This is a genomic window from Glycomyces artemisiae, assembly GCF_003002955.1.
GTDB classification, from domain to species: domain Bacteria; phylum Actinomycetota; class Actinomycetes; order Mycobacteriales; family Micromonosporaceae; genus Glycomyces; species Glycomyces artemisiae.
The window spans coordinates 405,023-417,752 of the sequence record NZ_PVTJ01000001.1 but is presented as its reverse complement, the minus strand read 5'-3'; the positions used below and the strand labels follow the sequence as shown (position 1 = coordinate 417,752).

The window sequence follows — 12,730 nt, the reverse complement described above, 5'->3', positions numbered from 1 at the left end:
CAAGGCCCGCGTTAGGGGATCGGCGGGGTCGGGGGGAGGGGGTATTCGGTGATGACGGTGCGGGGGTCTTCGAGTTCGGCGAGGGGGGCCCAGCATTCGTAGACGCCGCGTTCGACGCAGGTGGCGTCGGCGGCCATGATCGCCTCGATGTCGGGTTGGCTGAGGCGCAGGCGGACCCAGTCCTCGTTGCGGCCGAGGGCGAGGACCTCGATGTCGCGCCAGCGCGCGCGGGTGTGGAAGCGGCGCGGGGCGGTGATGGGGCTGCGGCTGGCGGCGCCGCGGGCGTAGGCGTGGAAGCCGTGGCCGGGGTCGGCGGTGATGGGGACGCGTTCGCCTTCGTGCTCGCCGGTGAGTCCGGCGTGGACGGAGGGGTTGACGCGGAAGAGGGTGCGGCCGGTTTCGAGGCCGGGGATGCGGTTGACGAGGTCGCGGTGGCGGGCGCCGGCGACGCGGTTCCACACGTTGGTCTGCGGCTGGTACTGGAACAGCGCGATCTCGGCGCCGTCGGGCGTGTACGCGAGGATCTCGGCGCGCGCGGAGAGCGGCAGGTCGGCGAGTCCGGCGGTGGCGTATTCGGCGATGAGGTGCGTGCCGCTGGGGAGGAAGCCGGTGCCGAGGACCATGGAGCCGCGGCGTGCGCGGCCGGGGATGCCGACGAGGCCGGGGAAGTTGGCGAGCTCGGAGCTGGTGTAGTCGTCGGGTCCGATGGCGCGCCAGCGGAGGCAGAAGGCGATGTCGCGGACGTCGTCGGGGTCGCCGGAGAGGACGATGCGGTCGCTCGGGAAGCGGAGGTGGGCGACGTCGAACTCGCGGAAGCAGAGGCCGCTGACGAGGGGCGCGGAGGTGAGCTGGCGCGAGACCTGGTGGCGGCTGAGGGGTTTGACCATGCGGGTGCCTGGGGTGATGAAGGCGGTGGCCCGGGTGGCGGAGACGAGGGCGCGTTCGGCGGGGCCGATGCGGGGGTTCTGGCTGTACTGGTGCACTGTGGACGCGGTGATCCCGGGCATGACCGGGATCGACAGCGGTGCGACGCCGGCGAGGAGCATCTCCCCGCCGGGGCTGGTCACTTCGGAGGCGTGGACGAACCGGTGGTAGGTCGATCCCGCGGGCTGGAACCCGGGTTCCGAAGTGTCCGAATAGATCTCGAATGCGGCGCCTCCGGCGGCCGCACGGGCCCGGTATCGCCTGTCATGCCAGACGATCTCGGTGATGCCGGTCTGCGCGGCAGGTGGGGCCTGCATGACGCTGAGTGTACGGAGGCGGGGGAACGTCTCGGTGAACCGAAGGTGAACAGCAGCGGTTGCGGCCCTTCGGAGCTGGGATCACACCGTCTCCGTGACCTTTTTGAGACCTCTTGGGGCGTCGGGGTTCTCGCCGCGCTCGATGGCGAGATGGAGCGCGAGCCGTTGCAGCGGAAGGATGTCGAGGAGCGCGGCGATGCGCTCGTCGACGGCGGGGGTGGCGAGGCGGGCGGTCTGGCCGGGGACGTCGGCGGCGCCGACGATGACGACGTCGGCGCGCTGCTTCTCCAGCCGGGTGAGGACGTTCCACATGGCGTGGCCGCCGGGGCCGGAGCCGACGACGGCGAGGACGGGGACGCCGGGGTCGGCCATGGCGAGGGGGCCGTGGAGGAGGTCGGCGCCGGAGAACGCGAGGGAGGGCAGGTAGGAGGTCTCCATGAGCTTGAGGGCGGTCTCGCGGGCGGTGGGGTAGGCGTAGCCGCGGCCGGTGGTGACGAAGCGGGACGCGAAGCGGTAGCGCCCGGCGAGGTCGGCGGCGCCGGGGTCGTCGAGGACGCTCTGGGCGAGTTCGGGGAGCTTGTCGAGGGCGGCGGCCTCGGCGGTGTCGAGGCGGCCGGTGCCGGTGCGGATGCCTTCGATGAGGAGCAGGAGGGTGAGGAGTTCGGCGGTGTAGGTCTTGGTGGCGGCGACGGCGCGCTCGTGGCCGGCGCGGACGTCGAGGTGGAGTTCGGCCTCGTGGGCGAGGCGCGAGCCGGGGTTGTTGGTGACGGCGAGGGTGAGGGCGCCGCCGGCGCGGGCGGCGGCGACGACCTGGGCGAGGTCGGGGGAGCCGCCGGACTGGGAGACGGCGATGACGAGGCTGTCGGACCAGTCGGGGCGGGCGTCGTAGACGGTGACGACGGAGGGGCTGGCGAGGCTCGCGGGGAGGCCGAGGCGGATCTCGGTGAGGTAGGCGGCGTAGAGGGCGGCGTGGTCGGAGGTGCCGCGGGCGGTGAACACGATGGAGCGGGGGCGCCGCTGGGCGATGAGGGCGGCGATGCGGGCGATCTCGGCGGCGCCGTGGTCGAGCACGTCGGCGTAGACGCCGGGCTGCTCGGCGATGTCGGCGGCCATGCCGGTACCGGGAGCCTCGTCGGCGCCGGTCGAGTCGGGGAGGCCGGCCTGGGGCTGGTTCACGGGTCGCTCCTTGTCGTGTGTACCGCCTGGGGTACCGCAGTAAATATTAAACAAACCTTCAAAATGAAGCCTAGTCCACGCGGGCCACCACCGTCCACCGCCGCCGGGGCGTCCCGCGGACCGGGCGGGAGCCCTTCGCACACCCCCCAAGCGTCCGTCGATTTCACCCCGTCGTCAACGCCCTCCGGACGGTCGCGCAGGTACCGGTAAGGTTGACCCACTGAATTCCCGAGACCACCAAGGAGGAAGCGATGGCGAAAGCAGCTCGCAAGCGCAAGTCGCGTAAGAAGAAGGCCGCGAACCACGGGAAGCGGCCGAACAGCTAGCGCTTGGCGGGGCAGGCGGCCGTGGCCGCGACTGCCCCGCGATGGCACTGGCCGCACCGGACAAGAACGAGACTTGCCCAGATGACCGAGTCGCCGCGCGAACCGCGCGAGCAGAACCAGCCGAGCACCCGCGAGCGGATCCAGCAGACCGCGATCGCGCTCTTCAGCGAGCACGGCTACGAGCACACCTCTCTCAGGGAGATCGCCGAGCACCTCGGCGTCACCAAGGCCGCGCTGTACTACCACTTCAAGACGAAGGAAGACATCGCGGCGAGCTTCTTCGAGTCCTACGCGAACGACCTGGACGGCATCTGCGACTGGGGCGACACCCAGCCGAGGGTCCTGGGCACCCGCACCGAGCTGCTGCGCCGCTACGCGGAGGTCATCCGCGCGCACGTGCCGGTGCTGCGGTTCATGCAGAACAACCAGGCCGCGCTCACCCGCCTCGACCGCATGTCGGTGTTCCGGCTGCGCCAGCGCCGGCTGCACGCGCTGCTGGTCGACGGCGACGCGCCGCTGATCCACCGCATGCGCGCGTGGGACGCGATCACGACGCTGTACAGCAACTGGATCACGTATCCGCGGGTCGACGACTCGGAGGACGAGATCCGCGAGGCGTCGCTCCAGATCTCGATCGGCATGATCGAGGCGAACGCCGCCTGAGCGCAGGGCGCCGGGGCGCGGTCAGCGATCGCGCTCGGCGACCTCGCTGAACAGCTCGCTGACCTGCTCGATGGCGTGGAGCTTCTGGCGGAGGCGCTCCTTGACGTCGTCGGGGGCGACCTCCTTGGAGCAGCAGCGGTGCACGATGGTGCGCACCTCCTGCTCGATGCCGTACTCGGAGAGGCACGGCGAGCATTCGTCGAGGTGGTCCTTGATGACGCCGCGGCGCACGTCGGAGCATTCCTCGTCGAGGTAGAGGTAGACCTCTTCGAGCACCTCGCGACAGTCGAGGTGGGGCTTGTCCGCTTCGCTGGTCACGACTGGCCCTCCTGTGCGGGCGAGAGGCCGCGGTCGGCGGCGTAGGAGCTCAGCAGCTGGCGGAGCTGGCGCCGTCCGCGGTGGAGGCGGGACATGACGGTGCCGATGGGCGTGCCCATGATGTCGGCGATCTCCTTGTAGGAGAAGCCCTCGACGTCGGCGAGGTAGACGGTGAGGCGGAAGTCCTCGCCGAGGCGCTGGAGGGCGTCCTTGACGTCGGAGTCGGGCAGGTGGTCGAGGGCCTCGGTCTCGGCCGAGCGCAGGCCGGAGGCCGAGTGGGACTCGGCGTCGGCGAGCTGCCAGTCGGTGATCTCGTCGGTGGGCGAGGTGAGCGGCTGGCGCTTCTTCTTGCGGTAGGAGTTGATGTACGTGTTGGTGAGGATCCGGTACAGCCACGCCTTGAGGTTGGTGCCCTCGCGGAACTGGTGGAACTTCGAGTAGGCCTTGAGGAAGGTCTCCTGGACGAGGTCTTCGGCGTCGGCCGGGTTGCGCGTCATGCGCAGGGCGGCGCCGTAGAGCTGGTCGATCAGGGGCATCGCGTCGCGTTCGAACCGCGCGCGCCGCTCCTGGGCGGTCTCGCTTCCTGCCTCGGTCACCGTCTCCCTCTCGTCGGCCTCAGAAGCCGAGCCTACGGCAGGGCCCTGGGCGGGGACGGCGGAAATACCTGCGGCGGTGACGCCGCCGACGGGATCGGTCCCGTAGGCGGGGGACCATTCGGGTCCGCTCAGCAGAGCGGCCAGGCGCTCGTCTTCGCGGCCGCGGACGGTGGTGGTCATATGCGATGCGCTCCTTACAGCGAGGTCGGAGACTCGTACCGCTCAACAGCGGCGGGGGCGGGTTCATTCCGCCGGGAGCTGAATGCGGGAGTCGGATCCGCCACAGTGCGGGAACCGGGCTCAGGGTGGGGTGCGAAGCGGGCGATGGGTCGTGGAACCATCCGAAATGATTACTTTGTGGATTGAATCGGTAACTTTCGGTGCGCGGGATCGTTAACGTCAGTGGGCCCGGCAGGGCCTTGATCGCCGCGGCGCGAGCCGGGGCGTGAACTCCCAGTACCTGCCCCGGGCCGGCGGACCAGACACCGCCGCCGGTCCGGGGAGGTTCCTCCCCCTGAGACGGAGAATGGCCGCGACGGTCGCCCCGGGCAGGGCGGTCGCGGCCGATCAGGACCGGGGCGCGCTAGGCGCCGACGGCCAGGGGGTTGATGTCCTTCCAGACCTCGATCATGGCGCGGCGCTCGCGGGGCGCGGTGGCCCCCCAGACGCCGTGGCGGTCGCGGGCTTCGAGGGCGCGCACCAGGCAGGGCGTGCGGACCGGGCAGGACGCGCACATGGCCAGGGCCTCGTCGATGGGCTCGCGGGGCTCGGGGTACATGACGTCGGGCTCGGCCTCGGCGCAGTTGCCGCGGCGGAGCCAGTCGTCGCCGCTCATCCGGTACGAGCCGCCGATGTTCTCGTTGCGGTACTCGGCGGCGTCGAGCAGCCGGGGGTCCTTACGGGCGCGGGCTACTTCCTCGGGGCGGATTCGCCGCATTGCTGCCTCCCTATTTCACTGCCGCCGCAGCCCTTCCGGGCGTCTACGCCGAGACGCGGGGAAGCGTTCCCTTCAGCCGGCGACGGCTTGTACACGAAAGACCGACGAGCTGTGGTACAGATACCGACGCAGCGGTGTGATTGAGTTCACAATCCAGGCGTCACATTCCAGGGAGTGTGGACGGCCCCTCCTCGCCGTCCGCGGGGCGGATGAGCTCCGGCCCGTCGTTCGCGGCGCGGCCGACGCCGCGGCCGACCTTGCGGATCTCCAGGTCCCCGGGCAGGGACGGGAGCGGACCCGCGAGGAGTTCCCCCTCGTCGGCGTCCTCCTCCCCCAGCCAGGCGGCGAACCGCTCGGGCGGGAGGACGTAGGGCATGCGGTCGTGGATGGTCTCCATCGCCTCGCCCATGGCCGGGCACGTGAGCACCGTGAACGTGAGGAGCGTCAGGTCCCCGTCCTTCCAGGTGTCCCAGAGCCCGGCGAGCACCACGCCGCCGGGGCGGGTGAAGAAGTACGGCTGCTTGCCGCCGCCGGGGAGCTTGCGCCACTCGTACCAGCCGTCGGCCGGGACGAGCGCGCGCCGCGTCGCGAACGGCCGCTTGTACGCGCGGGAGGTCGACACGGTCTCGATGCGCGCGTTGAACATCCGCGCCCCGATCGCCGGGTCGGAGGCCCACGGCGGGACCAGCCCCCACCGGGCCAGCTCCACCACCCGCTCCTCGCGGGACTTCGAGCGGCGCACCAGCGGCGCCTGCACCGTGGGCGCGATGTTGTAGCTCGGGGTCCACGCCCCCGCGATCAAGTCCTCCGCGTCGAAGAGCGCCGCCATCGACGGGCTCGACTTGCTGTTCGCGTACCTTCCGCACATGCCCGTACCGTAACCCCCGCCCCCGACAGTCCGGCTCCTCAATTCCGGGCGCGCAGCCGGACGCGGGCCCCGGGCCGCCACCCCGGTCCGGCGACCACCCGGTTCCCGCACACCGGACCACTAGACTGGCGGGTGTGAACGCAACCGCCGCCCCCGACAAGCGCCGCTGGGAGGCCCCGTACGCGGAGGCCGAGCTCGACGCGGTCGTCCGCGTGCCCGGCTCGAAGTCGATGACGGCCCGCGCCCTCATCCTCTCCGCGCTCGCCGCCGGACCCAGCACCATCGAGCGCCCCCTCATCGCCCGCGACACCCTCCTCATGGTCGAAGGGCTCAGAGCGATCGGGGTCGGCGTCGACACCTCGGACGACGACGCGTGGACCGTCACACCGGGCGCCTTCAAGGGCGGCACGTCCGTGGACTGCGGCCTCGCCGGGACCGTGATGCGGTTCCTGCCGCCGGTCGCCGCGCTCGCCGACGGGCCCGTCGCCTTCGACGGCGACCCGCACGCCCGCAAGCGACCCAACGACGGCGTCATCAAGGCCCTCCGCGGCCTCGGCGTGGGCATCGAGGACGGCGGACGCCTCGCCCTGCCGTTCACCGTCGAAGCCACCGGGACCGTGCGCGGCGGCGCCCTCGACGTGGACGCGTCCAAGACCTCGCAGCTCGTGTCCGCGCTGCTCATGGCCGCGCCGCGGTTCACCGAGGGCATCGACCTGCACCACACCGGCGACCGGCCCGTGCCCAGCCGCCCCTACCTCGACATGGTCGTCCAGATGCTCCGCCAGGCCGGGGCCGAGGTCGACGACTCCGAGCCGAACCGCTGGCGCGTCGCCCCCGGCGAGCTCCAGGGCCGCACCTGGACCATCGAGCCGGACCTCCAGAACGCCGCGCCGTTCCTCATCGCCGCCGCCGCCGCGGGCGGCACCGTCACCGTCGAGGGCTGGCCCACCGAGACCACCCAGGCCGGGGACGCCGTCCGCGACCTCCTCACCGAGCTGGGCGCCCGCGTCGAATGGAGCCGCGGCGGCCTCACCGCCGTCGGCTCCGGCGAGCCGATCCCCGGCGAGCTCGACCTCGCCGACGCCGCCGAACTCACCCCCGCGCTCGCCGCGCTCTTCGGCGTCAGCCAGGGGCCCTTCACGATCCGCGGCGTCGCCCACATCCGCGGCCACGAGACCGACCGCGTCTCGGCCCTGGTCACCGAGCTGCGCAAGATCGGCGCCGACGTCGACGAGTACGAGGACGGCTTCCGCGTCAACTCCGGCGGCCGCGGCCCCGGCGGCACCTGGGCGACCTACGCCGACCACCGCATGGCCCACGCCGGCGCCGTCGCCGGACTCGTCGTCCCCGGCCTCGTCCTCGACGACGTCGCCTGCACCTCCAAGACCTGGCCGGAATTCGCGGAGGTCTGGGAGCAGGCCGTGCGCGGGAAGGAGTAGCCGTTGCCGAGGCCGGACTGGGACGTCGACAGCGACGACGACGAGGAGTGGGACGAGGACGACGTCAAGGTGCGCGCCTCCCGCCGCTCCCGCCCCCGCACCAAGATCCGGCCCAAGCACGCGAACGCCAAGGAGGGCTTCGTGACCGCGGTCGACCGCGGCCGCTACACCTGCCGCGTCGGCGACACCGCGGTCACCGCCATGAAGGCCCGCGAACTCGGCAAGCAGTCCATCGTGGTCGGCGACCGCGCCGGACTCGTCGGGGACCTCAGCGGCAACCCCGGGACGCTCGCCCGCATCGTCAGGATCGAACCGCGCCACGGCGAACTGCGCCGCTCCGCCGACGACGAGAACGCCACCGAGCGCGTCGTCGTCGCCAACGTCGACCGCCTCGTCGTCGTCGCCTCCACCGTGGACCCGCCGCTGCGGTACGGGTTCGTGGACCGGTGCCTCGTCGCCGCCTACGACGCCGGGGTCTCCCCCATCCTGTGCCTCACCAAGAACGACCTCGCCCCCACGATGGTCGACGAAGTGCGCGCCTACTACTCGCAGCTCGACCTCACCATCGTCGCCACCGAGCCCGACAGCCCCCTCGACGAGCTCATCGGCCTCCTGCGCGACAAGGAGAACGTGTTCTTCGGGCACTCCGGCGTCGGCAAGTCCACCCTCGTCAACCGCCTCGTCCCCGGCGCCGGGCGCGCCGTCAGCGAGGTCCGCGCCATCGGCAAGGGCTCCCACACCTCCACCAGCACCGTCTCCTTCGAGCTGCCCGGCGGCGGCTGGGTCATCGACACCCCCGGCGTGCGCTCCTTCGGCCTCGCCCACGTCACCGCCGACTCGATCCTCAAGGCCTTCCCCGAACTCGCCGAGGTCGCCCGCGACTGCCCGCGCGGCTGCACCCACACCCCCGAGATCGGCGACTGCGCCCTCGACGCCGAGATCGGCCCCGACGACCCGCGCGCCGGACGCCTCGCCTCCTTCCGCCGCGTCCTCGCCTCCCTGCACGAAGCGGACACGAAGAACTGACCGCGGGGGCCGGGTCAGTAGGATGAGCCCATGCCCTCTTCCAGCTACAACGACGATCTCGGCCTCGCGCATCTGCTCGCGGACTCGGCGGCCCAGATCGGTACGAGCCGGTTCCGGTCCTCGGACCTCCGGGTCTCGTCGAAACCGGACATGACCGAGGTCTCCGACGCCGACACCACCATCGAAGAGGTGCTGCGGTCCACGCTCGGCCGCGCCCGCCCCCGCGACGGGATCTTCGGCGAGGAGTACGGCGACAACCCGGGCGCCTCCGGCCGCAAATGGGTCATCGACCCCATCGACGCCACCCGCAACTACGTGCGCGGCGTGCCGATCTGGGCCACGCTCATCGCCCTGTTCGACCGCGGCGAGCCCGTCGTCGGCGTCGTCTCCGCGCCCGCCCTCGGCCGCCGCTGGTGGGCCATGAAGGGCGCCGGGGCCTTCGCCGGGCGCGACCAGCGCGCCGGGAAGCGCATCAGCGTCTCCAAGGTCGGCAAGCTCGGCGACGCCTCCGTGAGCATCTCCTCGATCACCGGCTGGGCCAAGATCGACCGCCAGGGGGCCATGCTCGGCCTCCTCCACGAGGCCTGGCGCGAACGCGGCTTCGGCGACTTCTACTCGTACTGCCTGCTCGCCGAAGGCGCCGTCGACGTCGCCGCCGAACCCGAAGTGGCCCTGTGGGACCTGGCCCCGCTCGCCCTCATCGTCCAGGAGGCCGGCGGCACCTTCACCGACCTGCGCGGTCGCCCCGGACCCGACGGCGGCTCCGCGCTCGCCACGAACGGGCTCCTCCACGACGAGGTGCTGGAGCGGCTCAAGATCCGCGAGGCATAGGAAAGGGCGGGACCCGCGGGCCCCGCCCTCCTTCGTTCTCCTAGCGCAGTTCGGCGAGGAACTTCAGGTGCTCGCCCCGCTGGTGGACGCCGCCGCCCTCGTGCTTGTTCCAGGGCCACACGGTGATCCGCTTCTCGCCCTGCCAGCGGTTGTACGCGGCGAAGACCGTGGACGGCGGGCAGACGTCGTCCATCAGGCCCACCGAGTACAGCGCCGGCGCGGTGCCGCGGGCCGCGAAGTGCAGGCCGTCGAAGTAGTTGAGGGTCGCGAAGACCCGGTCGGCGCGCAGGCGCTGGCCCGAGAGGAACTCGACGATCTCCTGGTACGGGAACGCGTCGGTGATCGTCACGGCGCGCTGGAAGTGCGTCAGGAACGGCACGTCGACGATCGCGCCCGCGAGGTCGCCGCGCAGGCCGCCCACGGCCTGGGTGATGCCGCCGCCCTGGCTGCCGCCCGCGACCACGATCCGGTCCGGGTCGATCCCGTCGAGGCCCTTCGCGACGTCCACCGCGCGGTACGCGTCGGTGAAGACCCGCCGGTAGTAGTAGTGCTCGGGCGATTCGAGGCCCTGCGTCATCCAGCCCTTGTTCGTGGGACCGGTGGTGCCGTAGGGGTCCGCGGTGTCGCCGGGCTGCCAGTTGCCGTAGCCCTGGCCGCGGGTGTCCATGACGAAGTGGGCCCAGCCCGCCGCCGGGAACGTCGTGTGCGACCACGGGTAGGAGCGGCCGCCGGAGTAGCCGATGTACTCCACGACGCACGGCAGGGGCCCCTCGATCCCCTTGGGCTTGACCAGCCACGCCTTGATCGGGTGGCCGCCCCACCCGGCGAAGGTGACGTCGTGGACGTCCACGGCGACCAGGCCGGCGTCGAAGGGTTCGAGCCGCACGTCGAGGCCGAAGGAGCCCGCCTCGCTCAGGGTCGTCTTCCAGAACTCGTCGAAGTCGGCCGGTTCGGGCACGTCGGGGCGGTACTCGCGGAGCTGTTCAAGGGGGAGGTCGAAAAGAGCCATGGAGAGTTTGTAGCACGACGCAACAAAATTGTCGACTGCAACCGGTTGCCTTTTCAGGCTTGCCTTGTTAGCATATCGATTCATTTCCATGTATTTCTGGGCAAATCCCGGAAATGCCACGAAACGTCAACCGAAAGGAACGCAACGTGAGCACCAACCCGGCAGTTCCGCGAATCAAGCGGCGCGTGCTCCTCGCCTCAAGCGCGGGCGCGGCGGCGGCCGCCAGCGGCATCGGCGCCTGGGCGGCCCAGCACGCCGGCGCCGAGGAGGCGGACCCCGCCGACCTCGGCGCGGCACAGAACGGACCCGTCGGCTGGGCGAGCCAGAACGGCGGCGTCACCGGCGGCTCGGAAGAGGTGAGCGTCTCGAACGCCTCCGACTTCCTCGCCGCGATCGGCGAAGGCGGCCTCATCGTCCGCCTCACCGGCTCAATCAGCATCTCCGGCATGAACGACGTCGCGTCCGACACGACGATCGTGGGCGCCTCCGGTTCCCGGATCACCGGCGGCGGCCTCGACGTCTCGGGCCAGTCGAACGTCATCGTCACCAACCTCGTCTTCGACGACTGGGACGACGACGCGGTCAACGTCCAGGAGTCCTCCACGAACATCTGGATCCACCACAACACCTTCGGCGTCGGCTACGACGGCTGCGTGGACGTCAAGCGCGGCTCCGACTTCGTCACCGTGGCGTGGAACCGGTTCGACGGGCACGACAAGAACATGCTCCTGGGCCACTCCGACGACAACGGGAGCCAGGACGAGGGCCACCTGCGGGTGACCTACCACCACAACTTCTTCAACGGCACGAACCAGCGGAACCCGCGCGTGCGCTTCGGCGAGCAGGTCCACGTGTTCAACAACTACTACAAGGACGTCGGGTCCTACGGGATCGCGACCACGATGGACGCGGGCGTGATCGTGGAGGCGAACTACTTCGAGAACACCGAGGACCCGACCCACATCGGCGAGGGCGACTCCGCCGACGGCCGCCTGGTCGCGTTCGACAACGTGCTCGACGGCTCCGGCGAGATCCTCACCAACGGGTCGGTGGACACGAGCCTGCCGTACTCGTACTCGGCGGACCCCGCGGACCAGATCCCGGGGATCGTGGAGGGCGGCGCGGGCGCCTCGTAGCGACTGCCGAGGCAGGCGCCGCCCCGCCAGTACCAGCGCTTGCCACCAGTCAGACGGGGCCGGTGCCTTCCCGCCGGCCCCGTCTCTTTCTATTTCGGACGGACCCCTTGCAAACGCTGTCCGGTCGGGCCTACCGTGAGAAATAGACGCATATCGATATGTTGCGTCTCCCCCCTCCAACGAAAGGAAGTCCGTCAATGTCGACGATCGTCTCCCTCGCGGCCAGACGGGTCCTCGGACTCGTCGCGGCGCTCGCGCTGGCCGCGCTGTCGGTCACCGCCCTCGACCCGGCACCCGCGTTCGCCCAGACCGGCCTCACCGGCTGGGCCACGCAGAACGGCGGCACCACCGGCGGCGCGGGCGGCCCCACCACGACCGTGTCGAGCGCCTCGGCGTTCACCTCCGCGGTGGCCTCCAACAGCGCCAAGATCGTCCGCGTCAGCGGCACGATCGCCCTGTCCGGCATGGTGAACGTCGGGTCCAACACCACGATCATCGGGAACTCAGGCGCCACCTTCACCGGCGGCGGCCTGAACTTCGACTCCGACCGCAACGTGATCGTCTACAACATGCGGTTCAACAACTGGTCCGACGACGCCATCAACGTCCAGGACTCGTCCACGAACCTGTGGTTCGACAACAACACCTTCGGCACCGGCTACGACGGCGCGCTCGACATCAAGCGCGGCTCGGACTTCATCACGGTGTCCTGGAACCGGTTCAACGGCACCGACAAGACGATGCTGCTGGGCCACTCCGACGACAACGGCGGCCAGGACATCGGCCACCTGCGGGTCACCTACCACCACAACTGGTTCAACGGCACGAACCAGCGCACCCCGCGCGTGCGGTTCGGCTCGACCGTCCACGTCTACAACAACTACTACGTCAACATCGGCTCGTACTGCGTCGCCACCACCGAGAACGCGGGCGTCCTGTTCGAAGGGAACTACCTGGAGAACGCGGACGACGCCGTCCACATCGGCGAGGGCTCCTCGGACCCGGGCCGCATCCTCTCCAGGAACAACTACCTGGTGAACACCGGCACGCCGGCGTCGAGCGGCTCGGTCAGCGGCGTCCCGTACGGGTACTCGCTGACGACGCCCTCGCAGGTGAAGTCGGTGGTCACCGCCAGCGCCGGGGCCAGTTAGCGGTCTTGGCAAT

14 protein-coding genes are annotated in these 12,730 nt (G+C 70.8%); 7 read left to right on the top strand and 7 right to left on the bottom strand.

Annotated elements, in window-relative coordinates:
* Positions 1-11: 11 nt before the first annotated feature.
* Both B0I28_RS01930 and B0I28_RS01925 read right to left on the bottom strand, forming a co-directional pair.
* Positions 12-1,241, bottom strand: a complete 1,230-nt coding sequence (locus B0I28_RS01930; protein WP_106362118.1) for a hypothetical protein — start codon at positions 1,239-1,241, stop codon at positions 12-14.
* An 81-nt stretch (positions 1,242-1,322) separates the two neighbouring features.
* Complete coding sequence (locus tag B0I28_RS01925; RefSeq protein WP_106362603.1) at positions 1,323-2,354, bottom strand: SIS domain-containing protein; 1,032 nt, start codon at positions 2,352-2,354, stop codon at positions 1,323-1,325.
* Positions 2,355-2,668: 314 nt separating this feature from the next.
* On the opposite strand from B0I28_RS01925, the gene B0I28_RS28575 reads away from it, so the two are divergent.
* A complete protein-coding gene (locus B0I28_RS28575; RefSeq protein ID WP_374209694.1) occupies positions 2,669-2,743 on the top strand; it encodes a 50S ribosomal protein bL37 in 75 nt (24 codons plus the stop codon).
* An 81-nt stretch (positions 2,744-2,824) separates the two neighbouring features.
* A complete protein-coding gene (locus tag B0I28_RS28180; RefSeq protein WP_106362117.1) occupies positions 2,825-3,406 on the top strand; it encodes a TetR/AcrR family transcriptional regulator in 582 nt (193 codons plus the stop codon).
* A 21-nt stretch (positions 3,407-3,427) separates the two neighbouring features.
* Here B0I28_RS28180 and rsrA read toward each other — a convergent pair whose 3' ends face one another.
* From rsrA to B0I28_RS01900, 4 genes are all read right to left on the bottom strand, one after another.
* Positions 3,428-3,724, bottom strand: coding sequence for a mycothiol system anti-sigma-R factor (gene rsrA, locus B0I28_RS01915; RefSeq protein WP_106362116.1), 297 nt, complete (start codon positions 3,722-3,724; stop codon positions 3,428-3,430).
* Positions 3,721-4,500, bottom strand: a complete 780-nt coding sequence (locus B0I28_RS01910) for a sigma-70 family RNA polymerase sigma factor (protein ID WP_106362115.1) — start codon at positions 4,498-4,500, stop codon at positions 3,721-3,723. The genes rsrA and B0I28_RS01910 overlap by 4 nt, the downstream gene beginning before the upstream one ends.
* A gap of 403 nt (positions 4,501-4,903) precedes the next feature.
* Positions 4,904-5,257, bottom strand: a complete 354-nt coding sequence (locus B0I28_RS01905) for a WhiB family transcriptional regulator (protein WP_106362114.1) — start codon at positions 5,255-5,257, stop codon at positions 4,904-4,906.
* Positions 5,258-5,417: 160 nt separating this feature from the next.
* Positions 5,418-6,125 (bottom strand): SOS response-associated peptidase, encoded by a 708-nt coding sequence (locus tag B0I28_RS01900; protein WP_106362113.1) that lies wholly within the window; start codon positions 6,123-6,125, stop codon positions 5,418-5,420.
* Positions 6,126-6,259: 134 nt separating this feature from the next.
* Here B0I28_RS01900 and aroA point away from each other — a divergent pair, with 134 nt between their 5' ends.
* Genes aroA through hisN form a run of 3 tightly spaced genes read left to right on the top strand, consistent with a single transcriptional unit; the run spans position 6,260 to position 9,421 of the window.
* A complete protein-coding gene (gene aroA, locus B0I28_RS01895; RefSeq protein ID WP_106362112.1) occupies positions 6,260-7,564 on the top strand; it encodes a 3-phosphoshikimate 1-carboxyvinyltransferase in 1,305 nt (434 codons plus the stop codon).
* 3 nt (positions 7,565-7,567) lie between these two features.
* Positions 7,568-8,590 carry a ribosome small subunit-dependent GTPase A gene (rsgA, locus tag B0I28_RS01890; RefSeq protein WP_106362111.1) on the top strand — a complete coding sequence of 341 codons (1,023 nt, stop codon included), beginning with the start codon at positions 7,568-7,570 and terminating at the stop codon, positions 8,588-8,590.
* A 30-nt stretch (positions 8,591-8,620) separates the two neighbouring features.
* A complete protein-coding gene (gene hisN, locus B0I28_RS01885) occupies positions 8,621-9,421 on the top strand; it encodes a histidinol-phosphatase (protein ID WP_106362110.1) in 801 nt (266 codons plus the stop codon).
* 40 nt (positions 9,422-9,461) lie between these two features.
* Here hisN and B0I28_RS01880 read toward each other — a convergent pair whose 3' ends face one another.
* Entirely contained in the window at positions 9,462-10,430 is a 969-nt protein-coding gene (locus B0I28_RS01880; RefSeq protein WP_106362109.1) for an acetylxylan esterase, read from the bottom strand.
* Positions 10,431-10,576: 146 nt separating this feature from the next.
* On the opposite strand from B0I28_RS01880, the gene B0I28_RS01875 reads away from it, so the two are divergent.
* Together B0I28_RS01875 and B0I28_RS01870 are read left to right on the top strand one after the other, a co-directional pair.
* Complete coding sequence (locus tag B0I28_RS01875; RefSeq protein WP_219926500.1) at positions 10,577-11,566, top strand: pectate lyase family protein; 990 nt, start codon at positions 10,577-10,579, stop codon at positions 11,564-11,566.
* A 197-nt stretch (positions 11,567-11,763) separates the two neighbouring features.
* Positions 11,764-12,717: a pectate lyase family protein gene (locus tag B0I28_RS01870; protein WP_106362107.1), complete on the top strand. Its 954-nt coding sequence runs from the start codon at positions 11,764-11,766 to the stop codon at positions 12,715-12,717.
* Positions 12,718-12,730: the final 13 nt, after the last annotated feature.